General features: G+C 55.0%; 23 protein-coding genes and 6 tRNA genes. 11 read left to right on the top strand and 18 right to left on the bottom strand.

Annotation, left to right across the window (positions count from 1 at the left end; translation table 11 throughout):
* Positions 1-140 precede the first annotated feature (140 nt).
* Together ACX3P5_RS13115 and ACX3P5_RS13110 are read left to right on the top strand one after the other, a co-directional pair.
* A complete protein-coding gene (locus ACX3P5_RS13115) occupies positions 141-821 on the top strand; it encodes a response regulator transcription factor (protein WP_233987444.1) in 681 nt (226 codons plus the stop codon).
* Positions 818-2,170, top strand: a complete 1,353-nt coding sequence (locus tag ACX3P5_RS13110) for an ATP-binding protein (RefSeq protein ID WP_233987445.1) — start codon at positions 818-820, stop codon at positions 2,168-2,170. The genes ACX3P5_RS13115 and ACX3P5_RS13110 overlap by 4 nt, the downstream gene beginning before the upstream one ends.
* Before the next feature lie 64 nt (positions 2,171-2,234).
* Here ACX3P5_RS13110 and crr read toward each other — a convergent pair whose 3' ends face one another.
* The 6 genes from crr to cysZ all read right to left on the bottom strand — a co-directional run bounded on the left by crr (position 2,235) and on the right by cysZ (position 7,190).
* Positions 2,235-2,735, bottom strand: a complete 501-nt coding sequence (gene crr, locus ACX3P5_RS13105) for a PTS glucose transporter subunit IIA (RefSeq protein WP_008926530.1) — start codon at positions 2,733-2,735, stop codon at positions 2,235-2,237.
* 42 nt (positions 2,736-2,777) lie between these two features.
* Positions 2,778-4,505: a phosphoenolpyruvate-protein phosphotransferase PtsI gene (gene ptsI, locus ACX3P5_RS13100; protein WP_233987446.1), complete on the bottom strand. Its 1,728-nt coding sequence runs from the start codon at positions 4,503-4,505 to the stop codon at positions 2,778-2,780.
* Between the two features lie 161 nt (positions 4,506-4,666).
* Positions 4,667-4,924 carry a phosphocarrier protein Hpr gene (gene ptsH, locus ACX3P5_RS13095; protein WP_003848868.1) on the bottom strand — a complete coding sequence of 86 codons (258 nt, stop codon included), beginning with the start codon at positions 4,922-4,924 and terminating at the stop codon, positions 4,667-4,669.
* A 173-nt stretch (positions 4,925-5,097) separates the two neighbouring features.
* The gene (locus tag ACX3P5_RS13090; RefSeq protein ID WP_233987447.1) at positions 5,098-5,292 is read right to left on the bottom strand and encodes a hypothetical protein; all 195 of its coding nucleotides are present in this window, start codon (positions 5,290-5,292) and stop codon (positions 5,098-5,100) included.
* Positions 5,293-5,309: 17 nt separating this feature from the next.
* Positions 5,310-6,281, bottom strand: a complete 972-nt coding sequence (gene cysK, locus ACX3P5_RS13085) for a cysteine synthase A (protein WP_233987448.1) — start codon at positions 6,279-6,281, stop codon at positions 5,310-5,312.
* 141 nt (positions 6,282-6,422) lie between these two features.
* A complete protein-coding gene (gene cysZ, locus ACX3P5_RS13080) occupies positions 6,423-7,190 on the bottom strand; it encodes a sulfate transporter CysZ (RefSeq protein WP_233987449.1) in 768 nt (255 codons plus the stop codon).
* A gap of 219 nt (positions 7,191-7,409) precedes the next feature.
* Here cysZ and zipA point away from each other — a divergent pair, with 219 nt between their 5' ends.
* The 3 genes from zipA to ACX3P5_RS13065 all read left to right on the top strand — a co-directional run bounded on the left by zipA (position 7,410) and on the right by ACX3P5_RS13065 (position 10,716).
* On the top strand, positions 7,410-8,402 hold the full coding sequence (gene zipA / locus ACX3P5_RS13075; protein WP_458968810.1) for a cell division protein ZipA: 993 nt from the start codon (positions 7,410-7,412) through the stop codon (positions 8,400-8,402).
* A 75-nt stretch (positions 8,403-8,477) separates the two neighbouring features.
* Positions 8,478-10,496, top strand: a complete 2,019-nt coding sequence (gene ligA / locus ACX3P5_RS13070; RefSeq protein WP_336755703.1) for an NAD-dependent DNA ligase LigA — start codon at positions 8,478-8,480, stop codon at positions 10,494-10,496.
* Between the two features lies 1 nt (position 10,497).
* The gene (locus tag ACX3P5_RS13065) at positions 10,498-10,716 is read left to right on the top strand and encodes a DUF3820 family protein (RefSeq protein ID WP_233987452.1); all 219 of its coding nucleotides are present in this window, start codon (positions 10,498-10,500) and stop codon (positions 10,714-10,716) included.
* Between the two features lie 27 nt (positions 10,717-10,743).
* On the opposite strand, the gene ACX3P5_RS13060 is transcribed toward ACX3P5_RS13065, so the two are convergent.
* Entirely contained in the window at positions 10,744-11,754 is a 1,011-nt protein-coding gene (locus tag ACX3P5_RS13060) for a bile acid:sodium symporter family protein (RefSeq protein ID WP_233987453.1), read from the bottom strand.
* 96 nt (positions 11,755-11,850) lie between these two features.
* Between ACX3P5_RS13060 and ACX3P5_RS13055 the strand changes: the two genes are divergently transcribed.
* Complete coding sequence (locus ACX3P5_RS13055) at positions 11,851-12,771, top strand: LysR family transcriptional regulator (protein WP_233987454.1); 921 nt, start codon at positions 11,851-11,853, stop codon at positions 12,769-12,771.
* Here ACX3P5_RS13055 and ACX3P5_RS13050 read toward each other — a convergent pair.
* From ACX3P5_RS13050 to ACX3P5_RS13030, 5 genes are all read right to left on the bottom strand, one after another.
* Entirely contained in the window at positions 12,768-13,112 is a 345-nt protein-coding gene (locus tag ACX3P5_RS13050) for a FlxA-like family protein (RefSeq protein ID WP_336755701.1), read from the bottom strand. The two genes, ACX3P5_RS13055 and ACX3P5_RS13050, sit on opposite strands and share 4 nt — an antisense overlap.
* A 249-nt stretch (positions 13,113-13,361) precedes the next feature.
* Positions 13,362-13,437: transfer RNA gene (locus tag ACX3P5_RS13045), tRNA-Lys, on the bottom strand.
* 4 nt (positions 13,438-13,441) lie between these two features.
* A tRNA-Val gene (locus ACX3P5_RS13040) sits at positions 13,442-13,517 on the bottom strand.
* 39 nt (positions 13,518-13,556) lie between these two features.
* Positions 13,557-13,632 (bottom strand) — tRNA-Val (locus ACX3P5_RS13035).
* A 40-nt stretch (positions 13,633-13,672) separates the two neighbouring features.
* Positions 13,673-13,748, bottom strand: a tRNA-Val gene (locus ACX3P5_RS13030).
* 269 nt (positions 13,749-14,017) lie between these two features.
* Here ACX3P5_RS13030 and gltX point away from each other — a divergent pair.
* Positions 14,018-15,433, top strand: a complete 1,416-nt coding sequence (gene gltX / locus ACX3P5_RS13025) for a glutamate--tRNA ligase (protein WP_233987455.1) — start codon at positions 14,018-14,020, stop codon at positions 15,431-15,433.
* A gap of 36 nt (positions 15,434-15,469) precedes the next feature.
* Here gltX and ACX3P5_RS13020 read toward each other — a convergent pair whose 3' ends face one another.
* From ACX3P5_RS13020 to ACX3P5_RS13010, 3 genes are all read right to left on the bottom strand, one after another.
* On the bottom strand, positions 15,470-15,820 hold the full coding sequence (locus tag ACX3P5_RS13020; protein WP_336755699.1) for a YfeC-like transcriptional regulator: 351 nt from the start codon (positions 15,818-15,820) through the stop codon (positions 15,470-15,472).
* Positions 15,821-15,844: 24 nt separating this feature from the next.
* Positions 15,845-16,198 carry a YfeC-like transcriptional regulator gene (locus ACX3P5_RS13015; RefSeq protein ID WP_233987457.1) on the bottom strand — a complete coding sequence of 118 codons (354 nt, stop codon included), beginning with the start codon at positions 16,196-16,198 and terminating at the stop codon, positions 15,845-15,847.
* A 112-nt stretch (positions 16,199-16,310) separates the two neighbouring features.
* Positions 16,311-17,099, bottom strand: a complete 789-nt coding sequence (locus ACX3P5_RS13010; protein WP_233987458.1) for a formate/nitrite transporter family protein — start codon at positions 17,097-17,099, stop codon at positions 16,311-16,313.
* 358 nt (positions 17,100-17,457) lie between these two features.
* On the opposite strand from ACX3P5_RS13010, the gene ACX3P5_RS13005 reads away from it, so the two are divergent.
* Both ACX3P5_RS13005 and ACX3P5_RS13000 read left to right on the top strand, forming a co-directional pair.
* Positions 17,458-17,533 (top strand) — tRNA-Ala (locus ACX3P5_RS13005).
* A gap of 44 nt (positions 17,534-17,577) precedes the next feature.
* Positions 17,578-17,653: transfer RNA gene (locus ACX3P5_RS13000), tRNA-Ala, on the top strand.
* A 311-nt stretch (positions 17,654-17,964) separates the two neighbouring features.
* Here ACX3P5_RS13000 and ACX3P5_RS12995 read toward each other — a convergent pair.
* Complete coding sequence (locus tag ACX3P5_RS12995) at positions 17,965-19,155, bottom strand: NupC/NupG family nucleoside CNT transporter (RefSeq protein WP_336755698.1); 1,191 nt, start codon at positions 19,153-19,155, stop codon at positions 17,965-17,967.
* A gap of 370 nt (positions 19,156-19,525) precedes the next feature.
* On the opposite strand from ACX3P5_RS12995, the gene ACX3P5_RS12990 reads away from it, so the two are divergent.
* A complete protein-coding gene (locus tag ACX3P5_RS12990) occupies positions 19,526-20,767 on the top strand; it encodes an Nramp family divalent metal transporter (RefSeq protein ID WP_089561698.1) in 1,242 nt (413 codons plus the stop codon).
* A gap of 61 nt (positions 20,768-20,828) precedes the next feature.
* Here ACX3P5_RS12990 and ACX3P5_RS12985 read toward each other — a convergent pair whose 3' ends face one another.
* Together ACX3P5_RS12985 and mgrA are read right to left on the bottom strand one after the other, a co-directional pair.
* A complete protein-coding gene (locus ACX3P5_RS12985) occupies positions 20,829-21,194 on the bottom strand; it encodes a DUF2502 domain-containing protein (RefSeq protein ID WP_233987460.1) in 366 nt (121 codons plus the stop codon).
* A 169-nt stretch (positions 21,195-21,363) separates the two neighbouring features.
* Positions 21,364-22,353: an L-glyceraldehyde 3-phosphate reductase gene (gene mgrA, locus ACX3P5_RS12980; protein ID WP_233987461.1), complete on the bottom strand. Its 990-nt coding sequence runs from the start codon at positions 22,351-22,353 to the stop codon at positions 21,364-21,366.
* Positions 22,354-22,572: 219 nt separating this feature from the next.
* Here mgrA and ipdC point away from each other — a divergent pair, with 219 nt between their 5' ends.
* Positions 22,573-24,225, top strand: a complete 1,653-nt coding sequence (gene ipdC, locus ACX3P5_RS12975; RefSeq protein ID WP_458968809.1) for an indolepyruvate decarboxylase — start codon at positions 22,573-22,575, stop codon at positions 24,223-24,225.
* Positions 24,226-24,294: the final 69 nt, after the last annotated feature.

Genomic DNA, 24,294 nt, shown 5'->3' with positions numbered 1-24,294 from the left:
CGCGTTATCGCTGCCCGCAGGCTTTTTTTTACGTGGCCTGAAGCTGGCTGTGGTGCTAAATCTGTAAGGATCACGTAAATCAGGCTGCGCCTTTTCCCGGCACAGGACAAAATAGCGGCAATTTTGTACGAGAGATAAAAATGAAAATCCTGCTTGTAGATGATGACGTTGAATTAGGCACCATGTTAAGCCAGTACCTGATTGCCGAAGGGTTCGATGCGCAGCTGGTGTTAACCGGCAGCGCCGGCGTTCAGGGCGCGCTGTCCGGACACTATACCGCCATGATTCTGGATATCATGCTGCCCGATATGAGCGGTATCGATGTGCTGCGCCAGGTGCGACAGAACAGCCGCTTGCCGGTCATCATGCTGACCGCCAAAGGCGACAACATCGATCGGGTGATTGGGCTGGAGATGGGCGCGGATGATTACATGCCAAAACCCTGCTATCCGCGTGAACTGGTGGCCCGTCTGCGTGCGGTGCTGCGTCGTTTCGAAGAGCAGGCGCCGCAGCCTGACACCAAAGAGCCGCTGCGCTGGCGCGAGCTGACGCTGAATCCCGCTACCCGCATCACCGAATGGCAGGGTAAAGCGTTTGATTTAACGGCGTCAGAATTTAACCTGCTGGATTTACTGCTGCGTGCGCCGGATCGGGTGGTATCGAAAGATGAGCTGTCAGAGAAGGGGCTGGGTCGTCCGCGTGAAGCCTATGACCGCAGCGTCGATGTTCATATCAGCAACATCCGTCAGAAGTTAAGCGCCTTAACCGCGGACAGCATCAATATTGAGACCGTACGCAGTATTGGTTACCGTATTCGATGAAGCAAAGCTACCGTGGACGGATGTTCTGGAAGATCCTGATCGGCTTCTGGGTGGTGTTCGTTATCATGAGCCAGTTAATCTGGCTGGGCTTTTCCCTCTCCGGTAAACGCCATGAGCCGCCTGAAATCGTCGCCATCCGTCGTACCGTCGATCTGCAAATGGCCTCGGCGGTGTCGGTGCTGGAGCGGGGCGGGCCTGACGCACTGGAAGATATGATGGCGGGCTGGGAGCCTAACGATCGCCAGTTTTTTACCGTTACCCAGCATTCCCGACCCGCACTTCAGCCCAACCTGCCCGAGCGGCTGAATTTACCGTTTCAGGGACCGATACCTGACCAGGTGGTACGCTGGGTGCACGGCGCGGATGGCAAAGAGTATGAGCTGCGTTACAACATCAAGGGTATGCGCGAAGACAGCAGCATGAATATGATGCCGCGCAAGTTCCTCAATATTCCTGAGCCGATGTTTGTCTTTGCCGGTTCGGTCGGGCTGCTGTTCAGCCTGCTGCTGGCCTGGAACCTGACCCGACCAATGCGTCAACTGCGCGAAGGTTTTTCCCGGGTCGCAGAAGGCGATCTAAGCGTGCGGCTGTTTCCCATGATGCGTAAACGGCACGACGAGATTTCCAACGTGGCGGAAGCCTTCGATGCGATGGTGGAACGGCTGGAGACGCTGGTGCGGGCGCGTGAAGAGTTGCTGCACGATATCTCCCATGAGCTGCGCTCACCGCTGGCGCGGCTGCAGCTGGCCACCGGTCTGGCACGGCAGACGCCGGAAAGCGTCGGCAGTTCGCTCGATCGGATTGATGAGGAGGCGCGTCGGCTGGATAAGATGATCGGCGAGTTGTTAACCCTGTCGCGCGCTGAACATGAAAGCATTCCCGACGAGCAATACTTTGACCTGACCGGTTTACTCGATGCGGTAGTGACCGATGTCCGTTACGAAGCGCAGATCCCGGGTGTCAGGGTCGAGTTTCAGGTGGATAAAGCGGCGGATTATACCGTGCGCGGCAATGCCGAGTTGATACGACGCGGCGTTGAGAATGTGCTGCGTAATGCGCTGCGCTTTTCCCTTCCCGGTCAGCTGATTGACGTTCGTTTAAGTGCGGAGCAACAGTGGCTGGCGATTCGGGTGCGGGATCAGGGACCGGGCGTGGATGAAGAGAAGTTATCCAGCATCTTCGACCCGTTTGTACGGGTTAACTCTCCGCTGATGGGCAAAGGCTATGGTCTGGGGCTGGCAATCGTGCGTAAAGTGGTGCTGGCGCATCATGGCGACGTTAAAGCGATGAACCGACCTGATGGTGGCCTGGAACTGACGCTGCGTTTACCGCGCTGGCAGCAGCCCTGAGTTTTCCCGTCTGTCAGAAACAATAACGGCACCCGAAGGTGCCGTTATGTTTAATCAATGATGCTTACTTCCTGATGCGAATCACCGGCGTTTCGCCGACGGTGACCTGGCCAGACAGCTTAATCAATTCCTTGATTTCATCCATGTTGGAGATGACAACCGGCGTCAGGGTTGATTTTGCTTTCTCTTCCAGCAGCGGTAAATCGAACTCGATGACCACATCGCCTTTTTTGACCTTCTGGCCTTCTTCAGCGATGCGTTTGAAGCCTTCACCTTTCAGTTCAACCGTATCGATACCGAAGTGGACGAACAGCTCAATGCCGTTATCCGATTCGATTGAAAAAGCGTGGTTGGTTTCAAAAATCTTGCCAATAGTGCCATCAACAGGCGCAACCATCTTGTTGCCGCTCGGTTTGATCGCAATACCGTCGCCCACGATTTTTTCTGCAAACACCACATCTGGTACGTCTTCAATATTCACGATTTCGCCTGACAGAGGCGCTACGATATCAATTGTCCCAGCGCTATCTGTTTTTTCGCCAAAAAGTTTAGAAAACAAACCCATGATCTTCTCCTAAGCAGTAATTTGGGGCCAGCATCTCGCAGATTAGCAGAGCGTTTTTTCTTTGATGAACTTGTTAACCAGGTTCATCAAATCATCCGCTGTCGGTTGAGCCAGTGCCTGCTCCGCCAATGCCTTCGCATCTTCGAAATTAGTATTACGAATGATTTTCTTGATGCCAGGGATAGAAATGGCACTCATGCTGAACTCGTCCAGCCCCATTCCCAGTAACAGTAGTGTAGCACGTTCATCACCTGCCAGCTCACCACACATGCCAGTCCATTTGCCTTCAGCGTGAGATGCATCAATGACTTGCTTGATTAAGTTAAGCACTGACGGCGTCATTGGGTTGTACAGGTGCGAGATCAAATCATTACCACGATCGACCGCCAGAGTATACTGCGTCAGGTCGTTGGTCCCAATACTGAAGAAGTCGACTTCCTTCGCCAGATGGTGAGCAATCACGGCCGAAGCGGGGGTTTCCACCATGATGCCGACTTCGATGCTCTCATCAAACGCTTTGCCTTCTTCACGCAGCTGGGCTTTCAGCAACTCCAGTTCCGCTTTCAGGCTGCGCACTTCTTCAACCGAAATGATCATCGGGAACATAATGCGCAGTTTGCCGAAGGATGAGGCACGCAGGATAGCACGCAGCTGAGCATGCAGAATCTCTTTGCGATCCATGGCGATACGAATCGCGCGCCAGCCGAGGAACGGGTTCTCTTCTTTCGGCAGGTTCATGTACGGCAGATCTTTGTCGCCGCCGATGTCCATGGTACGCACGATAACCGCCTGCGAACCCATCGCTTCAGCCACGGCCTTGTAAGCCTGGAACTGCTCTTCTTCGCTTGGCAGCGAGTCACGGTCCATGAACAGGAACTCGGTGCGGTAGAGGCCGACGCCTTCTGCGCCGTTACGCTCAGCACCAGCGATATCGCGTACGGTACCGATGTTCGCGCATACTTCTACCTGATGACCGTCCAGCGTGACCGCGGGCAGATCTTTCAGTTTGGCTAATTCATGTTTTTCAGACAGATACTGGGTCTGTACTGCTTTCAGCTCTTCCTGAAGGGCTTCAGAAGGATTGACGTGAATAGCATTATTAACGCCATCCAGAATCAGGAAGTCGCCGTTTTTGATGTTGGCGGTGACGTTACCGGTACCGACAATCGCCGGGATCTCTAGTGAACGCGCCATGATTGAGGTGTGCGAGGTACGGCCACCCAAATCAGTAATAAAGCCCAGCACCTTTTTCAGGTTCAGCTGAGCGGTTTCTGACGGCGTTAAATCTTTGGCCACCAGAATGGATTCGTCCTGAATAGCGCTCAGGTCAACGATATGCAGACCAAGGATGTTCTGCAGCAGACGTTTACCGATGTCACGCACGTCAGCCGCACGCTCTTTCAGGTATTCGTCATCTAACTCTTCCAGCGCTTTCGCCTGGCCATCAATCACAGAGTAGGCAGCGGCGTCAGCAGAGGCGTGATCTTTTTTGATCAGGTCGATGATTTCCTGCTCCAGCTCTTCATCTTCCAGCAACATGATGTGGCCTTCGAAGATGGCGGCTTTCTCTTCACCGAGGGTTTCACCCGCTTTGACGCGAATCGCTTCCAGTTGTACTGCCGCCTTGCTGCGGCCATCGAGGAAGCGCTGAACTTCCTGCTCAACCTGGTCATCAGAAATTTTCTTGCGGTTGATGACGATCTCGTCTTCTTTCAGCAGCAGTGCTTTGCCGAAAGCGATACCTGGTGATGCTAAAATGCCTGAAATCATAACCTTACCTTTTAATCACGATGGCTGATTGGACTCTATGCGGTGCCATTGTCGCGGGACACGTACTCTACGAAAGCAATAACGCGGACAGATTGTCCGCGATCAAGATGTTTGCACTCAATGGCGCAGAGGAGTCGATTTGCTGGAAAGCTGAGCGGAAGTTACTCCAGTTCAGCCATCAGTTTAACCAGATGCTCAACTGCTTTTTGCTCGTCTTCACCTTCCGCGGAAAGGGTCACGACAGTACCCTGAGTTAAACCCAGCGTCTGCAGTTTGAACAGGCTTTTTGCGCTCGCTGATTTACCGTTAGAGGTCACGGTAATTTCTGACTGGAAAGCTTTGGCTTCTTTTACGAATTGCGCAGCTGGGCGAGTGTGCAGACCGTTTGGTGCGGTAATGGTAACTTCTTGCTGGAACATTCTATTTCCCCAACGTTATCAGGATGAGTGTTTTGGATCTAAAGTCTAGCCTGGAGCCGTCACTTTAGCCTGTGTAGGTGCGCGGGTATAGCGTCATGCTGACCAACGACGCGCATGAATGAATTTTTCAATTCCGTTGCGTGTCAAAAACGATTCTACACGTCACCGGGTAATTATGCCGTTAATCGCCGTTTCGCCAAATCCGTAAATCGATTCAGCTTGATCCACTTCAAAGAGGGATTAATTTCAGGCATCGAAATAATTGGCAGTCTAAATACCAGAGCCACGTCACTGAAATCAATCTGTCTGGTGGTGAAAGTGAGATCTGCACCACAAAAAAGCACCCATTCGGGTGCTTTTTTCTCCATTTTCAGACTTCCGTCCGTTACTGCTGCAGCTCTTTTTCGGTAAAGAGATCGGCAAATAGGGCGGTACTCAGGTAGCGTTCGCCGGAAGAGGGGAGAATCACCACGATGTTCTTATTGGCGAAGGCTTCATCTTCCTGCAGTTTCAGTGCCGCAGCTACCGCAGCGCCGGATGAGATACCGGCCAGGATACCTTCTTCTTCCATCAGCTGACGCGCGGTACTGATAGCCTCTTCGTTGCTAATGGCAATCACCCGATCGATCAGGTTCAGGTCAAGGTTACCCGGAATGAAACCGGCACCGATGCCCTGAATTTTATGCGGGCCGGGCTTGATTTCATCACCGGCCAGCGCCTGGGCAATTACAGGGGAATCAGTGGGTTCAACCGCCACTGAAATCAAATCCTTCTTGCCTTTGGTGTTCTTGATGTAGCGGCTCACGCCGGTCAGCGTACCGCCGGTGCCAACGCCGGCAATGAACACATCGACTTCGCCATCGGTGTCTTCCCAGATTTCGGGTCCGGTGGTTTTTTCATGGATTTCCGGGTTCGCCGGGTTGCTGAACTGCTGCAGCAACACATATTTATCCGGATTACTGGCAACAATCTCTTCGGCTTTGCCGATAGCGCCTTTCATGCCCTTGGCGCCTTCGGTCAGCACCAGCTGTGCGCCCAGCGCTTTCAGCAATTTACGACGCTCGACTGACATGGTTTCCGGCATGGTCAGCGTCAGTTTGTAACCGCGCGCGGCCGCCACATAGGCCAGCGCGATACCGGTGTTACCGCTGGTCGGTTCAACCAGCTCAACGCCCGGTTTCAGAATGCCACGTTTCTCTGCGTCCCAAATCATATTGGCACCGATACGGCATTTTACGCTGAAGCTCGGGTTACGGGATTCAACTTTCGCAAGGATGCGGCCGTTACCGATGCGGTTCAGGCGAACCAGCGGCGTATGACCAATTGTCAAAGAGTTGTCTTCATAGATCTTACTCATAGCCTGCCCTTAACTGTATGAATTATTGGGAACCCTCTGAGCATACCTGTTCTGCCTGGGTGCGGAAGGAAAGAAATCGCATATCTATATTTCAGCCGGCAATAAGCCCTGCAAAAAAGAGCATAAGGCCGGCTGACGCTGTCAGCGCTGGCCAGTGCGGGCCAGCTGCAGCCGATAGCGATCAACCCACATTGCCGTAGCGCCGCACACAGCCACCGGCATGATGGCGAGGTTAAGAATCGGAATCATCGTGAACAGACTAATCAGGGCGCCAAACTGCATGTTAGCGGTTTTGTGCTGCCGCAAAGCGTTGCGCATCTGCTGGAAAGGCACTTTATGGTTATCGAACGGATAGTCGCAATATTGCACTGACAGCATCCAGGCGCTGAACAGGAACCACAGTACCGGCGCAACGGTCTGGCCGAAGCCGGGAATAAAATAGAGCAGCAGCAGACCGACGGCGCGCGGCAGGTAGTAGCCCAGTTTTTGCAGCTCACGCTTCATAATGCGCGGCACATCCTTAATCAGACCGATCCAGCCGCTGTCGGGAAGGGGCTTACCGGTGAGACGCCCTTCGAGCTGCTCAGCCAGCAGGCCGCAGAATGGGGCCGCGATCAGGTTCGCCAGCGTCGAGAAGAAGTAGCTGAATACCAGCACAATCGCAATCACTGACAGCGGCCACAACAGATAGCTCAGCCACTGTAACCACTCCGGGATCGACGCCATCAGTCGTGGGATCCAGTCGCCGAGGCGATAAAACAGCCAGATAAACGCGCCGCCCAACATAACGATGTTAATCAGCAATGGCATCACCACAAAACGCCGGATGCCAGGTAAACGCACCAGTTTCCAGCCCTGACTAAAGTAGTGCACACCGTTAAAATTTGAGACGGGATTCTCAAGGGCCATAAAGCCAACTCTCCTGAAGATGTTAAGGCGCGCCTACTATAACCTGGCTTTTTCTGCTGACAATCTGCCGTTTGGGTAAAAAAGCAGCGAGAAAGCATCGATAGGCTATCTTATTTGTCAGAAAAATCCTGTACAGACTTGCACTTGTCTGGCAGGGCAAATACAGTTAGAGGATAAAGTTTGCCGCGGTGGCAAGGTATTGGAACAACAGAGAATACAATGATGCAGGATTTGCGTCTGATATTAATCGTTGTTGGTGCGATCGCCATTATAGCGCTCCTTCTTCACGGGCTGTGGACCAGCCGAAAAGAGCGCTCGTCAGTGTTCCGCGATCGCCCGCACAAACGTCTTAAACAACGTGATGAACATGATGAGCAGGATCTGATTGACGACGAGGACGACGGCGTCGGTGAGGTCCGTGTACGCCCTGAGCGTTCGGCTCATCAGGAACCGCGTTTTGATGAAGTTCGCGATTCACAGCCACAAGCGCCGCGTAAAGCCGCGCCTGCTGAGCCTGTGCGTCAACCCGCACCGCGACCTGCACCGCAGTCTGAACCTGAGAGCGATCCGCTGTTCGATACGGCGCCACAGCCTAAATCACAGCCGCGCCCGGAGCCGGTTCGTCAGCCGCAGCCCGCGCCGACCTTTGTCGCACCGCCGGTACAGGCTGACCCGCTGCTGGATTCAGACCCGCTGGAATCGGTGCAGCCGGAACCGCTGTATCAGGCTGAGCCAGAGCCACAGTCTGAAATCATTGCCGCGCCAGGGCCAGAAACCAAAGCGCCAGCCGAGAAGCCGAAAGAGGCAGTGCTGGTACTGCATGTGGCCGCACACTCCGGTGGCGAACTGAACGGCGAAGCGCTGCTGCAGGGCATTCTGCAGGCGGGCTTCCAGTTTGGCGAAATGAACATTTTCCATCGTCATCTCAGCCCGGCAGGCAGCGGCCCGGTGCTGTTTAGCCTGGCCAACATGGTTAAGCCAGGTTCGTTCAATCCTGACCTGATGACCGACTTCAGCACGCCTGGCATCTCTATCTTTATGATGGTGCCGTCGTACGGTGATGCGAATCAGAACTTCAAGCTGATGTTACAGTCGGCGCAGCGTATCGCAGATGATGTTGGCGGTGTGGTGCTGGATGATGAGCGCCGGATGATGACACCACAGAAGCTGGAAACCTACAAAGCGCGTATTCGCGATGTGGTCGGCGTCTGAGACCTGCGCTAACGGTTATCTGAATTGTTAAAACAAACCCCCGCCTGTCGGGGGTTTTTTATCTGATGGGGCTTTATGAAATCCGTCCAGGATCAAATCACCGAACTGCGCACTACGTTGCGCCATCATGAATACCTCTATCACGTTATGGATGCCCCGGAAATCCCGGACGCCGAGTACGATCGTCTGATGCGCGAACTGCGCCAGATGGAAGAGGCGCATCCCGAACTGATTACCCCTGACTCACCCACTCAGCGGGTCGGGGCCGCGCCGCTGACGGTGTTCGAGCAGGTGCGACACGAAGTTCCGATGCTGTCACTGGATAACGCCTTTGATGAAGCGACCTTTCTGGCCTTCAACAAACGGGTGCAGGATCGACTGAAAAACAGTGACGACATCACCTACTGCTGCGAACTCAAGCTGGATGGACTGGCGGTCAGCCTGCTGTATGAAAACGGTTTGCTGGTTCGGGCCGCAACGCGCGGTGATGGTACGACTGGCGAGAATATTACCGCCAACGTGCGCACCATTCGCGCCATCCCGCTGCGGCTGAAAGGTGACAACATCCCGGCGCGACTGGAAGTGCGCGGTGAAGTGTTTATGACCCAGCGCGGCTTTGAAAAGCTGAATGAGGAAGCGCGTCGCACCGATGGCAAAGTCTTTGCCAACCCGCGTAATGCGGCAGCCGGATCGCTGCGCCAGCTTGATCCCCGCATCACCGCTAAGCGTCCGCTCACCTTCTTCTGCTACGGCTTTGGCCTGCTGGAAGGCGGCGAGATCCCGCATAGCCACATGGCGCGGCTGCAACAGTTTAAAGCCTGGGGATTGCCGGTCAGCGACCGGATTCGTCTGGCGCACAACGCGGAAGAGGCACTGGCTTTTTATCGTGAGATTGAGCAACAGCGTCCCGCGCTCGGTTTTGATATCGATGGCGTGGTCATCAAAGTCGATTCACAGGCGTTGCAGGAGCAACTGGGCTTTGTTGCGCGCGCGCCACGCTGGGCCATCGCCTTTAAGTTTCCGGCTCAGGAGCAGATGACCTGGGTCCGTGACGTTGAGTTTCAGGTCGGGCGCACCGGCGCGATTACTCCGGTGGCGCGACTGGAGCCGGTTCAGGTGGCGGGTGTCATCGTCAGTAATGCCACGCTGCATAACGCCGATGAAATTGAGCGACTGGGCTTACGCATTGGCGACCGGGTGGTGATTCGCCGGGCGGGCGATGTGATCCCGCAGGTGGTCAATGTGGTGGTGACGGAACGTCCCGATGATGCGCGCGAAGTGGTGTTTCCGGCGCATTGCCCGGTCTGTGGTTCGGATGTTGAGCGGGTAGAAGGTGAATCCGTTACGCGCTGTACCGGTGGACTGATCTGCGGCGCCCAGCGTAAAGAGGCGCTGAAGCACTTCGTTTCGCGCCGGGCGATGGACGTCGACGGGATGGGCGATAAAATTATCGACCAGCTGGTAGAAAAAGAGTATGTCAAAACGCCGGCCGACCTGTTCCGTCTGACCGCCGGTCTGCTGACGGGTCTTGACCGGATGGGCCCGAAGTCGGCGCAGAACGTGGTGGATGCGCTGGAGAAAGCGAAGTCGACCACGCTGGCGCGGTTCCTGTATGCGCTCGGTATCCGCGAAGTGGGTGAAGCCACCGCCGCTAATCTGGCGAACCATTTTGGTGAACTGGAAAAAGTGATGGATGCCGATCTGGACGCGCTGATCGCGGTACAGGATGTCGGCAAGGTGGTAGCGTCCCACGTGCGAAACTTTATGGAAGAGGAGAGTAACCGCGAGGTGATCCGCCAGCTGGTCGACGAGATTGGCATTCACTGGCCGCCGGTGGTGGTGGTGAGAGCGGAAGAGATCAACAGCCCGTTTGCCGGTAAAACCGTGGTGCTGACTGGCTCGCTGTCGCAGATGAACCGTGATGACGCTAAAGCGCAGTTGACGGCGCTGGGTGCGAAGGTGAGCGGAAGCGTGTCAAAGAAAACCGATCTGCTGATTGCCGGTGAAGCGGCCGGTTCTAAGCTGGCAAAAGCGCAGGAACTGGGGATTGAAGTGATCGATGAAGCGGAAATGATCCGCCTGCTGGGCGCCTGAAATGGATAAGCACCAGCTGGTGGCTATTGCCAATACCGCGATGCCTTTTGGCAAGTACAAAGGGCGGATGCTGATCGATCTGCCTGAGCCTTATCTGCTGTGGTTTGCCCGCAGCGGAGATTTTCCGTCAGGCCCGCTCGGTGAACTGATGCAACTGACGCTGGCGATCAAAATCGAAGGCCTTGAAGGGTTAGTGAAACCGCTCAAGGCCGCTGACTGAAACCAGCCCGCGCCGGCGGGCTGTTTTTTACTTCTGTGACTCCATCACCGAGGCTTTAACCTGCTGAGCCTGTTGCTTCTCACCACTCTTCTTATAGCGTCCGGCGATAAACGAACAGACCATCAACTGAACCTGATGGAAAATCATCAGCGGCAGGACAATGATCCCTACCGTGCTGGCCGGAAACAGAATATTCGCCATCGGGACGCCGTTCGCCAGGCTCTTCTTCGAGCCACAAAACAGCACCACAATTTCGTCGGCGCGCTTAAAGCGGAACAGACGAGATGCCAGCAGGTTGATCAGCAGCACCGCGACCAGCAACAGCACCGATCCCGCCAGAATCCACAGCAGCGTAACCACCCCAACTCGATGCCAGATGCCATTCACGACCGCTTCACTGAAGGCTGAGTAGACCACCAGCAGAATCGATGTCTGATCGGTTTTACCAATCAGGCTGCGGTGTTTCTCAATCCAGCCGCCAATCCAGCGGCGGGAAAGGTGTCCGAGGATAAAGGGCACCATTAACTGCAGCATGATCTTCCCGATCTGTTCAAGACCATCGGTCGGAGCGCTGCTATGCACATCCATCACCAGATTAACCAGCAGCGGAGAGATGAAGACGCCCAGCAGACTGGAGGCGGAAGCGCTGCACACTGCCGCTGCCACGTTGCCGCCCGCGATAGAGGTAAAGGCGATGGCTGACTGCACGGTAGCAGGCAAAATGCAGAGATAAATAAAGCCGGTGTAGATTTCCGGGCCAACGTTAACCGGATGCCACCAGACCAGCAGCAAGCCCAGCGCCGGGAACAGCACAAAGGTGCTGAACATAATCCACAGATGCAGCTGCCAGTGGCTGCTGCCCGCAATGATTTTTTCACGCGAAAGTTTGGCACCGTGCATGAAGAACAGCAGCGCAATAGCGGCAGTGGCGAGATAGTCGAAGATATCGACATAGATGCCTTTCGCGGGCAGGAACGTGGCCAGCAATACGGTGATGATGAGTTTCACCATCATCGGATCGAGCTTTAAAAATCCCATTGTTAAAGTCCGGTTAAATATTGAATGGTAATGATTGTGCGCGAAGCGGGTTTAGAAATAAAATTGATTTATTGAATTAATCTATGAGCTAAATCGATGAATTACACCCTGCGCCAGCTGCGAACCTTTATTGCGGTCGCCCATCACGGCGGTTTCAGTCAGGCCGGACAGGCGATCGGCCTGAGCCAGTCGGCGGTCAGTCACAGTATCAAAGAGCTGGAAGCGGAGATTGGCGTACGCCTGCTGGACCGCACCACCCGGGAAGTGATGCTGACCGAAGCCGGACAGCAGCTGGCGACACGGATGGAGCGATTGCTGGAGGAGATCAATACCACGCTGCTGGATATCCGCAGTTACGGCGAGCAGCGCAGCGGCACGGTACGGCTGGCGGCCAGCCAGACCATTTCAGCCCATCTGGTGCCGCAATGCCTGGCGGCCAGTCAGCAACATTTTCCCGATATCAAAGTGATACTCCACGATCGCGCCCAGCAGTGGGTATTGCAAAGCGTGCGCAACGCCGAGGTCGATTTTGGCATCATCATTGGTCCTCTCAGCGATGCCGATTTCGATTACCTCGCCATTCTCGACGAGCCCTTTCTGCTGCTCTGCCGCGATGACGATCCGCTGGCGCAGGTTGAACAGCCGCAATGGTCCATGCTGGATGGGCGTACGATGGTGCTACAGGATTACGCGTCAGGGAGTCGGGTATTGATTGATGCAGCGATGCAGCAGCAGCAGATTCATGTCGAAGTGGTGCAGGATATTGGGCATCCCGCCACGCTATTCCCAATGGTTGAGGCAGGGATCGGCATCAGCATTTTACCGGCGCTGGCTTTGCCGCTGCCGGCCGGGCGAGCGTTGACGGTGAGGCGTTTGTATCCGGAGATCAATCGCAGCCTGATGCTGATTAAACGCAAAAATCGCTCGCTGACGCCTGCCGCTGAAGCGATCTGGCAAGAGGTGCGCCAGCAGGCAGCGCTGCTGGCGCAACAACGCGCGGTCAGACCGGCGTTTTAGATATAGACGTCCAGCTGGTTAGCGTCAGTGGGACGATTAACCCCGTCCGCTTTGATTTCACCGGTCTGGCTGCTGCTGTCACTTTTCTGCTCAGCCTGTTCAGCTTGCTTCTGTTGCAACTGCGCAATCTGCGCCTCCAGCATGGTGATCTGCGATTCATACATCTGCTGCATTTCAGCTTTCTGTTTGTCCGTCAGATCGGCGTTGCCGGAGAGATCTTTGAGTTGTTTAGTGATGTTCTGAATCTGTTTACTCAGCGCGGCCACCTGCGACGCTACACTGCCGCCGCCGCTGTCACCGCCACTGACTGCACTGCTTAAAATCCCGGATATTGATGACATCATTTTCTCCCTGCAATTAGTCAATAACGTTATCGGCGTGCAGGAAAATGACTTGAGAAGAAAAGTGTCAGGGTGGAGGGAAAAGAGCGGCACGGGCAGAGTAGGGTGAGATGAGTGCGGGTGATGCTGTCGCATCAGCCTGAATCGCTCCCGGCGATTCAGTCGAACCTGCGGCAGGTTCTCATCCCGCACGTTCAGCGCTGTGCCACAGAAACGAAAAAAGCGCCATAAAGGCGCTTTATTCTGAATTGGTGGGTCGTGCAGGATTCGAACCTGCGACCAATTGATTAAAAGTCAACTGCTCTACCAACTGAGCTAACGACCCGAAGTGGTGGGTGATGACGGGCTCGAACCGCCGACCCCCTCCTTGTAAGGGAGATGCTCTACCAACTGAGCTAATCACCCACTTCGTACTGCTTAACAGGCGTGTATCACACTAAGATATGGTGGGTGATGACGGGTTCGAACCGCCGACCCCCTCCTTGTAAGGGAGATGCTCTACCAACTGAGCTAATCACCCATATCTTATATCCTGTTCACTGCGGGCCACTGGTTTAGAGTGGTGGGTGATGACGGGCTCGAACCGCCGACCCCCTCCTTGTAAGGGAGATGCTCTACCAACTGAGCTAATCACCCCCGCTGTGTGGAGTCGCATTATAGGGATAGTAGATTTTGAGTCAACGCTTTTTAAAACATAAATGTGCGTTCGGTTTATTTTTAAACATCCTGTCGCGCTTTTAGTCAATGTGCTGGTTTTACTGGCAGAAAAGGCCCTTTTCCTGGGGCGCAGGCGGCGGGCACGCATTGAGGATTCACCGCTAGATGCTAGAATGTGCCCACTATTTCGCGTCTAACCTGTTTTTTGTCATCCAGACAGAGAACCCGCGCATTTAAGGCAATACTCAATGAAAATCAAAACTCGCTTCGCGCCCAGCCCTACCGGCTATTTACATGTGGGCGGCGCTCGTACCGCACTTTACTCCTGGCTCTTCGCCCGCCACAACCAGGGCGAGTTTGTGCTGCGTATTGAAGATACCGATCTGGAGCGCTCCACACCGGAAGCCATTGAAGCCATCATGGATGGCATGAACTGGCTGAGCCTCGACTGGAACGAAGGCCCGTATTACCAGACCAAACGCTTCGATCGCTACAACGCGGTGATTGATGAGATGCTGGCAGCGGGCACCGCGTATAAATGCTACTGCTCGAAAGAGCGCCTCGAAGCCCTGCGTGAACAGCAGATGGCAGATGGCGAAAAACCGCGTTATGACGGCCGCTGCCGTGACAGTCACGAGCATCATGCCGCCGATGAGCCGTGCGTGGTGCGTTTCCGTAACCCGCAAGAGGGTTCGGTGATTTTTGACGACCAGATCCGCGGTCCGATTGAATTCAGCAACCAGGAGCTGGATGATCTGATCATCCGCCGCACCGACGGTTCACCGACCTATAACTTCTGCGTGGTGGTGGATGACTGGGATATGGGAATTACCCACGTTATCCGTGGCGAAGACCATATCAATAACACCCCGCGTCAAATCAACATCCTGAAAGCGATTGGCGCGCAGGTGCCGGTTTATGCACACGTATCGATGATCCTCGGTGATGACGGCAAGAAGCTCTCCAAACGTCATGGCGCCGTTGGCGTGATGCAGTACCGCGATGATGGTTACCTGCCGGAAGCGCTGCTGAACTACCTGGTCCGCCTCGGCTGGTCCCACGGCGATCAGGAGATCTTCAGCGTTGCCGAGATGACCGAGCTGTTTACGCTGGATGCGGTCAGCAAATCGGCCAGTGCCTTTAATACAGAAAAACTGCAGTGGCTGAATCACCATTACATTAATGCGCTGCCGCCAGAATATGTCGCGACCCATCTGCAGTGGCATATTGAAGAACAAAAAATTGATACCCGCACCGGTCCGGAACTGGCGAAGCTGGTTGGCCTGCTGGGTGAACGTTGCAAAACGCTGAAAGAGATGGCCGCTTCCTGCCGCTATTTCTACGAAGATTTTGCAGAGTTTGACGCCGATGCCGCGAAAAAACATCTGCGTCCGGTGGCGCGTCAGCCGCTGGAAGTGGTGCGTGACAAGCTGGCAGCCATCAGCGACTGGACAGCCGAAAACGTTCATCAGGCGATTCAGAGCACCGCAGATGAGCTGGAAGTCGGGATGGGGAAAGTAGGTATGCCGCTGCGTGTGGCGGTAACGGGAGCGGGTCAGTCACCCGGTCTGGATGTCACCGTTGAAGCGATTGGTCGGAGCCGCAGCGTCGCGCGTATTGAGCAGGCGCTGGCTTTCATCAGTGAGCGTGAAGCGCAGGCCTAAACAAACCAGCCGGAAGCAGTCTGCTTCCGGTTTCTTTTACTCTTCACTGATATCCAGCCGCTGCAGTATCCCTTTTATTCCAATCCGTAGGATGAGTGCTGAAAGCTTTTGCTGTTCAGCCGGACTCATTTGCTGGAGGGTACGCAGTAATAGTGTTGTTGAATCGGCCGGGACATGATATCTGGCGACTGGCTCATGCAGATTCCGCGTCGACTGAATGAACTTTTCCACGCGTTCATCAATATGAATGAGTCGCGCTTTGCCGCCCTGAACCCCAGGCCTGAGCTGGGTGGTCCAGTTTTCGCGCTTAATCCACTTGTTCACTGTCTGTCGGCTGACGCCTGTCTCCATGGCGAGCTCGGCAGGTGTGAGCCATTCCTTTTTCACATCACTTTCCCTGATAATGATCTTTTACTCTTCGCTAATCCCCAGCCGCAGCAAAACACCCTTGATCCCTTCACGTAATATTAATGCGGTGAACTGATCCTGCTCTGCCTGACTCATTTGCTGGACGGAACTTATTAATAACGCAGGCAATGATTGAGGCGCTGTACCATAGGTCGCTGAGGGTTCGTTCAGATTGCGCGTTGACTGGATGAAATTTTTTACACGCTCATCAATATGGATCAGGCGAGCCTTACCGCCTTGTACACCGGGCTTCGGCGTGGTGGTCCAGTTTTCCCGCTTGATCCATTTGTTCACCGTTTGCCGACTGTAACCCGTTTCCGCCGCCAGCTCTTCGGGAGTGAGCCATTCCTTTTTCACGATGCTGTCCCTGTTAAATACATTAGCAGTACATATTACAGCAAAACGTAACGGGTGAAAGTAACTGAAGGTGAAATTGCCTTTTGCCACTCGACAAAAGGCAAGCGTTGATTTATTGCACGCTGCTGGCCGGTTCAACCGCCGGACGGAACGCGAGGAAGTAGGCCAGACCGACGAAAACTGCACCGCCGACGCCATTACCTAAAAACACCGCCACGAAGTTGGGGAAATATTCTGCCCAGCTCATCTGGCCGGCGAAGATGGCGGCCGGAATGATAAACATATTCGCGACAACGTGCTGGAAGCCGATGGCAACAAAGGCCATCACCGGGAACCACATGCCAAAGATTTTCCCGACCACATCTTTACTGGCGAATGCCAGCCAGACCGCCAGACAGACCAGCCAGTTACAGCCGATGCCTGATATAAAGGCGTGCAGGAAGTCGGCGTGGACTTTTGCTGACGCGATCGCCACCGTCTTCTTCAGGTAATCTCCTTCGGTCATGCCCAGCATGTGACCAAAGAACCAGGCCACCGCCACGCTGCCGAGGAAGTTGGCCAGCGTCACCCAAAACCAGTTACGCGCCACGCTGAAAAACGAAATACGACGGGCAAACCAGGCAACCGGTAAGGTCATCATATTGCCGGTCAGCAGCTCGCCGCCGGCCAGTACTGTCAGAATCAAACCGACCGGGAAGACCGCTGCGCCCAGCAGGCCGCCGAATGAACCCCAGTCAGCAGGCAGAGAGTTAATTACATGCAGATCCAGCAGGAAGCCGGTAGCAATAAAGGCACCCGCCATAAAGCCGAGGATCAGAAGGATGCTGACAGGCGCACGGCTTTTAGCCACGCCGGCCTGGATCGCCAGTTGTGCGATTTCTTTTGGTGTATGCAGCGACATATTATCTCTATAGTTTTTTTTGATTAATGGGACGGTAAACGCCTGGTGGACGCGCGGCTGGCGGGAGAGGGTCCCGGTGGCCGCTTAATTAGCGCGCTAAGTTTTGCATGGGGAAAAGCTGAAGACAAGAAAATTCCTATAACATATTTAACCCTGATTTAACCTGGCGGCCGTCTGAATAACATAAAAAAAGCGATCAGAGCCGACAGGTCACGTTTGGGCCGTTGCCATGCTGCTGAAACCGCTAAGGTTGCCGCCTTTTTCAGCGATCAGACACAGAATGTGATTTTGCCGTTGACACCCTGGAGGGGGTTTCATATTATGCCGTCCGTCGCTTAACGCGACAGTTTTTCGGTTCGGGGCTATAGCTCAGCTGGGAGAGCGCCTGCATGGCATGCAGGAGGTCAGCGGTTCGATCCCGCTTAGCTCCACCAAACTTCTTCCCAAAAGTTTGGCACTGAAAAACGATTCCAGATGTGGGGGTATAGCTCAGCTGGGAGAGCGCTTGCATGGCATGCAAGAGGTCAGCGGTTCGATCCCGCTTATCTCCACCATTTTTTTGACACGTCGCTGTCAACATTTCCGAATCTGACTTTTCGCTTAACGGCGTAATCTTTCCCTGTCTGACATTCTTCCGCTGGATTTTTTGCTGCAGGCTAAACCTCGCGGATCAGGCGCATGGCCTGTGCGTAGCCTCGCGCTACCTTCCGGTATGCTCATCCGTTGCTTCAGAGGACGTTCAGCACAGAGCTTCCCGCACGGCGTCAGCCCAGATTTACGAGTCGCAGAAAAGGTTGCAGGATGAGAAAAGAAGAAGCAGAAAAGCAGAGGGAAGAGAAGGGCGAGACGGGCTCGCCCTTTTAGATCAGAACGCCAGCACCAGACCGGCAATCGCGGCAGAAAGCACACTGACCAGCGTCGAGCCGTAAAGCAGTTTCAGACCAAAGCGGGAAACCACATTGCCTTGCTCTTCGTTCAGGCCTTTGATCGCGCCCGCGACGATGCCGATAGAGGAGAAGTTAGCGAACGACACCAGGAACACCGACAGGATGCCTTCGGCGTGTGGTGAGAGCTGACCGGCGATTTTCTGCAGATCCATCATCGCCACGAACTCATTCGACACCAGCTTGGTCGCCATAATACTGCCAACCTGCAACGCTTCACCTGCCGGCACGCCCATCACCCAGGCAAACGGATAGAAGACATAGCCCAGCACGCCCTGGAAGGTGATACCGAAAATCACGTCAAACAGCGCATTCAGACCCGAAATCAGCGCGATAAAACCGATCAGCATCGCGGCCACAATGATGGCAACGCGGAAACCGGCCAGAATGTATTCGCCCAGCATTTCAAAGAAGCTCTGACCTTTATGCAGATCCTGCAGTTGCAGGTCTTCTTCACTGTCGACGCGGTAAGGGTTGATCAGTGACAGCACAATAAAGGTACTGAACATGTTCAGCACCAGCGCCGCGACCACATATTTAGGCTGCAGCATGGTCATGTAAGCGCCGACAATCGACATAGAGACGGTCGACATCGCGGTGGCTGCCATGGTGTACATCCGGCGCTGTGACATCTGGCCGAGGATATCTTTATAGGCGATGAAGTTTTCTGACTGTCCCAGTATCAGAGAACTCACGGCGTTAAAGGACTCCAGTTTGCCCATGCCGTTGACTTTCGACAGCACGGTACCGATGCCACGGATCACCCACGGCAGGATGCGGAAGTGCTGCAGAATACCGATCAGCGCAGAGATAAAGACGATCGGGCACAGCACGTTAAGGAAGAAGAAGGCCAGGCCTTTATCATTCATGTTGCCGAAGACAAAGTTGGTTCCTTCCGCCGCATATTTCAGCAGATGGTCGAACACACCGGCAAAGCCTTTGACGAATCCCAGTCCCGCTTCTGAGTTCAGGAAGAACCAGGCGAGCACAATTTCAATCACCAGAAGCTGTATAATGTAGCGAATGCGAATACTTTTACGATCGTGGCTGACCAGTAACGCCAGCACACCGACCACCACCAGTGCTAAAAGAAACTGCAAAATATGGGACATGGTTGCTCCAAATTTGAGGAGGGTTGTATTTTGCTGCGTATTCTATGTAACGCGTTACTTAAAAACGAGATCTGAACCACAATATAAGTATTCGCTATCACCTTATCTTGCAGAAAACTCTTAGCGATCACGTCTCGTTTACAAAACCTTCACAGTAGATAACCACAAATTTATTGTCTATATTTTGCACCGGGCGTAGAGTGACATCGTTGCTCACATTTTTAGCACTCACTTCCTTTACTGTAAGATATAGCAATGGCTATACTTTATAGCAGCATCTATTTCACCAATAACTAAAACCGAATTTCACTTGCTCTTGCTTCCTCCTAAGCTTGCCGGGGTAGGCAAATGTTCAGACAGGGTACCAGATATGTTTGAAAGTCGTACCGCCGAGCGCGCCGCTCGCGGAGTAAGAAAAGTCAAACTCGCACTGTTGGGACCCGCGTTTATTGCCGCTATCGGCTATATCGATCCGGGCAACTTTGCGACCAATATTCAGGCAGGCGCGGCGTACGGCTATAAACTGCTGTGGGTGGTGGTATGGGCCAACATCATGGCGATGCTGATCCAGCTGATGTCCGCCAAACTGGGCATCGCCACCGGTAAAAACCTCGCTGAACATATTCGTGACCGCTTTCCCCGGCCGGCGGTCTGGTTCTACTGGGTGCAGGCGGAAATTATCGCCATGGCGACCGATCTGGCGGAATTTATCGGCGCGGCACTGGGGTTCAAGCTGCTGCTGGGCATCTCATTAATGCAGGGCGCGGTGCTGACCGGTATCGCCACCTTCCTGATCCTGATGTTGCAGAGTCGCGGGCAGAAGCCGCTGGAACTGGTGATTGGCGGGCTGCTGCTGTTTGTCGCCGCCGCCTATATCGTTGAGCTGTTCTTCTCACAGCCTAAAGTGAGCGAACTGGTGATCGGTATGGCGCTGCCGTCGTTACCGACTTCCGATGCGGTGTTCCTTGCGGCTGGCGTGCTGGGCGCAACCATCATGCCGCACGTCATCTATCTGCACTCTGCGCTGACGCAGGGGAAAAGCAGTGACAGCAAAGGACAGCGTTACTCATCGACCAAACTGGACGTGGCGATTGCCATGACCATTGCCGGATTCGTTAACCTGGCGATGATGGCTACCGCGGCGGCCGCTTTCCACTTTAGCGGCCACAGTAAAATCGCCGAACTCGACCAGGCTTACCTGACGCTGCAGCCGTTACTGGGTGAGGCTGCGGCGATCGTGTTTGGCCTCAGCCTGGTGGCCGCCGGTTTATCCTCTACGGTGGTGGGAACGCTGGCGGGACAGGTAGTGATGCAGGGCTTTATTCGTTTCCATATTCCGCTCTGGGTGCGCCGCACGGTGACCATGCTGCCCTCCTTTATTGTTATCTGGGCGGGCTGGGACCCCACGCGCATTCTGGTGATGAGTCAGGTGCTGCTCAGCTTTGGTATTGCGCTGGCATTAATTCCGCTGCTGGCGTTCACCGGCAACCGCGAACTGATGGGCGATGAGATGGTTAACTCGCGTCTGATGCAGCTGACCGGCTGGGTGATTGTCGCGCTGGTGATTACGCTGAACATCTATCTGCTGGTGGGCCAGGCGCTGGGGTTGTAGGCGGCGTCAGGCAAACAAAAACGCCCGGTTATGCCGGGCGTTTTGCATTAATTCGGACTGCTTAATGATGGTCACGGCCACGGTGATCGTGATGATCATGGCGGTCATGATGATCGCGGCGATACTGATGGTCCCAGCGGCGATCCCGGTCACGCTGATGCCAGCGACGTTCACGCTCCCACTCCTGATGACGACGCCACTCTTCATGACGCCACCAGCGGCGGTCATTCCATGAGTAACGGTCGTTCCACCAGCGCGGTTCACGCCAGCGGCCGCCATCCCAGTAATAACCACGGCGATCGCGATCGCCGAGATGTAAGGTCACACCGGGGGCCAGAGTAATAGAGGCGCTGGAAGCCTGTGCCGTGTGCATTGCCAGCGGTGACAGCATGGTCAGCAAGGCGGCAAACAAAAGAGCTCTTTTCATTTTTATCTCCTCATCAACAGTCTGATGCTGTTGCGGCGCAGCGATGATGCCTGCGTATTGCTGTTGTTACCGCTTCATTGTGTCGGAAGATTGTGAGGAAATTGGGGAGAAAAGGGGGATTGAGACAATTCTGGCGCAGAAAAGCCCGGCCTGCGCCGGGCGAACAACATTAAAGCAGGGCGGACTCAATCGCGGCTAATTCCGCCTCATCAAACTGACGATTGGCGAGCATGGTTACCGCATCATCAATCTGGGCGGTTTTACTGGCCCCAATCAACACCGAGGTCACCCGCTCATCGCGCAATACCCAGGCCAGCGCCATCTGCGCCAGCTTCTGACCACGCTGCAGGGCAATCTCGTTCAGCTTGCGGACTTTTTCCATCTTCTCATCGGTCAGCTGATTCTCGCTGAGGAATTTACTGCCGCTTGCCACCCGCGAATCTTCGGGAATGCCCTGCAGGTAGCGATCGGTCAGCACACCGCCCGCCAGTGGTGAAAACGCGATGCAGCCGACGCCCGCTTCACCCAGCGTCTGAATCAGACCCTGCTCCGGCGTGCGTTCGAACATCGAATAGCGCGGCTGGTGGATCAGGCATGGCGTACCGAGATCGCGCAGAATGGCAATCGCCTCTGCGGCGCGATCGGCCGGATAGTTCGAGATGGCGGCGTATAACGCTTTGCCCTGTCGCACCACCTGATCCAGCGCGCGCATGGTCTCTTCCAGCGGCGTTTCCGGGTCCGGGCGATGATGATAAAAAATATCGACGTACTCCAGCCCCATGCGCTTCAGGCTCTGGTCGAGGCTGGAAATCAGGTATTTACGCGATCCCCAGTCACCATAGGGACCGTCCCACATCGTATAGCCCGCTTTGGTCGAGATAATCAGCTCGTCGCGATGGGCGCGAAAATCTTCCCGCAGAATGCGGCCAAAATTCTCTTCCGCAGAACCCGGCGGTGGACCGTAGTTATTGGCTAAGTCAAAGTGAGTGATGCCGTGATCAAAGGCATGACGCAGCAACGTGCGGCTGTTGTCTACCCGGGTACTGTCGCCGAAGTTATGCCACAGCCCAAGTGAGATAGCGGGAAGTTTAATGCCACTGCGGCCGCTACGGCGGTATTCCATCTGCTGATATCGGTCGGGACGAGGGAAAGACGACATTCAACGCTCCTGGGTCAAAAACGGGGATTTGTGCCAAAAGGTTAGCAGTGTATACGGTTACACTCAGTGACAACGCGCCGCAGATCGCATAATTACAGAGTAATCCGCCACCGTAACGGCGGCTTGCCAGGCGTTGTGGCTGGCCTTGTCGCAACTTTTCTCGCCAATTTTGCAGCTTGTCAGATACTTAACCGGACTCTCCCTGAAAAGGAATGCGCTATGTCCGTTTTTACTGTTGGTGATTACCTGCTGGCTCGTCTGCAGGAGATTGGCGTGCAGCATCTGTTTGGCGTGCCGGGTGACTACAATCTGCAATTTCTGGATCGGGTCATCGATCATCCGGTTATCCACTGGGTAGGTTGTGCTAATGAGCTCAACGCCGCCTACGCCGCAGACGGTTATGCCCGTTGCCGCGGGGCAGCGGCACTGCTGACGACCTTTGGCGTGGGTGAACTGAGTGCCATCAACGGCATTGCCGGCAGTTACGCCGAACATCTGCCGGTGATCCACATTGTTGGCGCGCCCGCGACCCGGGCGCAGCAGCAGGGCGATTGTGTGCATCATTCGCTGGGTGACGGTGACTTCCGTCATTTTATCCGAATGGCGGAAGAGGTGAGTGCCGCAACGGCCCTGTTGACGGCGGAAAATGCCACGACAGAGATCGATCGGGTGATTGTCAGCGCGCTTCAGATGCGCCAGCCCGGCTATCTGTCGCTGGCGGTGGACGTGGCTGCCTGCGAGGCTGAGCCGCCAACGCAGCCATTAAACCTGACTAACGCCTCATCAGATTCGGCGCGGAAGGCCTTCCGGCAGGCCGCAGAGCAGTTGCTGGCACCGGCACAGCGGGTTTCGTTACTGGCGGACTTTCTGGCGTTGCGCTGGCAGCAGCAGTCAGCGCTGGCCGCACTGCGACAGCAGCGCGCCATCCCCTGCGCCAGCTTACTGATGGGAAAAGGCGTGCTGGATGAGCAGCAGCCAGGCTTTGTCGGCACCTATGCGGGCGAGGGCAGCGCGGGTCAGGTTCGGCAACAGATTGAGCAGGTTGATGTGACGATCTGTGTTGGCGTGCGCTTTACCGACACCATCACCGCTGGCTTTACCCAGCAGTTTGCCGCTGAGCAACTGATCGATCTGCAGCCGCACAGTGCCAGCGTCGGCGAGATAACGTTTTCACCGCTATCAATGGCCGACGCGCTCAGCGAACTGAATGGCCTGTTCGCGCGTTATGGTCAGCAGTGGCAGACCGGACCGGAAATGCCCGCCGCCGCGCCGGTTGAGGAGGCGGCAATCATCAGCCAGCAGGCTTTCTGGCAGAAGATGCAGGATTTTCTGCAGCCGGGCGATGTGATTCTGGCTGAACAGGGCACGGCGGCGTTTGGTGCTGCCGCGTTGCGTTTGCCAGCGCAGGCACAGTTACTGGTTCAGCCATTATGGGGATCAATCGGCTATACTCTACCGGCAGCGTTTGGCGCGCAGACCGCCGATCCCGATCGTCGGGTGATCCTGATTATCGGCGACGGTTCGGCCCAGCTGACCATTCAGGAATTAGGCTCAATGCTGCGCGACCAGCAGCATCCCATCATTTTTCTGCTGAATAATGAAGGGTATACCGTTGAGCGAGCCATTCATGGCGCAACACAACGTTACAATGATATCGCCCAGTGGAACTGGACGGCGCTGCCGCAAGCCCTTAGCCTGCACGGCCAGGCACAGAGCTGGCGGATCAGTGAAACGGTCCAGTTACAGGAGGTGATGGCGCGGCTGGCACGACCACAATATCTCACGCTGGTTGAGGTGGTGATGCAGAAAGAGGATTTACCGCCGCTGCTGAGAAAAGTGACCGCCTGCCTGAATCAACGTAACGGCGGATAGATTCAGATAGTTGCCGCTGTGCAGGTCAGGCTATCGCGGTTAGGCTGTAGCGCACCTGAGTAAGACGCT

Source organism: Pantoea sp. S-LA4, assembly GCF_054482835.1.
This window is presented reverse-complemented; position numbering and strand designations above follow the sequence as displayed.

Coding starts and splice junctions, on each gene's coding strand:
- ACX3P5_RS13115 (WP_233987444.1), top strand. CDS start 141: ATGAAAATCCTGCTTGTAGATGATGACGTTGAATTAGGCACCATGTTA.
- ACX3P5_RS13110 (WP_233987445.1), top strand. CDS start 818: ATGAAGCAAAGCTACCGTGGACGGATGTTCTGGAAGATCCTGATCGGC.
- crr (WP_008926530.1), bottom strand. CDS start 2,735: ATGGGTTTGTTTTCTAAACTTTTTGGCGAAAAAACAGATAGCGCTGGG.
- ptsI (WP_233987446.1), bottom strand. CDS start 4,505: ATGATTTCAGGCATTTTAGCATCACCAGGTATCGCTTTCGGCAAAGCA.
- ptsH (WP_003848868.1), bottom strand. CDS start 4,924: ATGTTCCAGCAAGAAGTTACCATTACCGCACCAAACGGTCTGCACACT.
- ACX3P5_RS13090 (WP_233987447.1), bottom strand. CDS start 5,292: ATGGAGAAAAAAGCACCCGAATGGGTGCTTTTTTGTGGTGCAGATCTC.
- cysK (WP_233987448.1), bottom strand. CDS start 6,281: ATGAGTAAGATCTATGAAGACAACTCTTTGACAATTGGTCATACGCCG.
- cysZ (WP_233987449.1), bottom strand. CDS start 7,190: ATGGCCCTTGAGAATCCCGTCTCAAATTTTAACGGTGTGCACTACTTT.
- zipA (WP_458968810.1), top strand. CDS start 7,410: ATGATGCAGGATTTGCGTCTGATATTAATCGTTGTTGGTGCGATCGCC.
- ligA (WP_336755703.1), top strand. CDS start 8,478: ATGAAATCCGTCCAGGATCAAATCACCGAACTGCGCACTACGTTGCGC.
- ACX3P5_RS13065 (WP_233987452.1), top strand. CDS start 10,498: ATGGATAAGCACCAGCTGGTGGCTATTGCCAATACCGCGATGCCTTTT.
- ACX3P5_RS13060 (WP_233987453.1), bottom strand. CDS start 11,754: ATGGGATTTTTAAAGCTCGATCCGATGATGGTGAAACTCATCATCACC.
- ACX3P5_RS13055 (WP_233987454.1), top strand. CDS start 11,851: ATGAATTACACCCTGCGCCAGCTGCGAACCTTTATTGCGGTCGCCCAT.
- ACX3P5_RS13050 (WP_336755701.1), bottom strand. CDS start 13,112: ATGTCATCAATATCCGGGATTTTAAGCAGTGCAGTCAGTGGCGGTGAC.
- gltX (WP_233987455.1), top strand. CDS start 14,018: ATGAAAATCAAAACTCGCTTCGCGCCCAGCCCTACCGGCTATTTACAT.
- ACX3P5_RS13010 (WP_233987458.1), bottom strand. CDS start 17,099: ATGTCGCTGCATACACCAAAAGAAATCGCACAACTGGCGATCCAGGCC.
- ACX3P5_RS12995 (WP_336755698.1), bottom strand. CDS start 19,155: ATGTCCCATATTTTGCAGTTTCTTTTAGCACTGGTGGTGGTCGGTGTG.
- ACX3P5_RS12990 (WP_089561698.1), top strand. CDS start 19,526: ATGTTTGAAAGTCGTACCGCCGAGCGCGCCGCTCGCGGAGTAAGAAAA.
- ACX3P5_RS12985 (WP_233987460.1), bottom strand. CDS start 21,194: ATGAAAAGAGCTCTTTTGTTTGCCGCCTTGCTGACCATGCTGTCACCG.
- mgrA (WP_233987461.1), bottom strand. CDS start 22,353: ATGTCGTCTTTCCCTCGTCCCGACCGATATCAGCAGATGGAATACCGC.
- ipdC (WP_458968809.1), top strand. CDS start 22,573: ATGTCCGTTTTTACTGTTGGTGATTACCTGCTGGCTCGTCTGCAGGAG.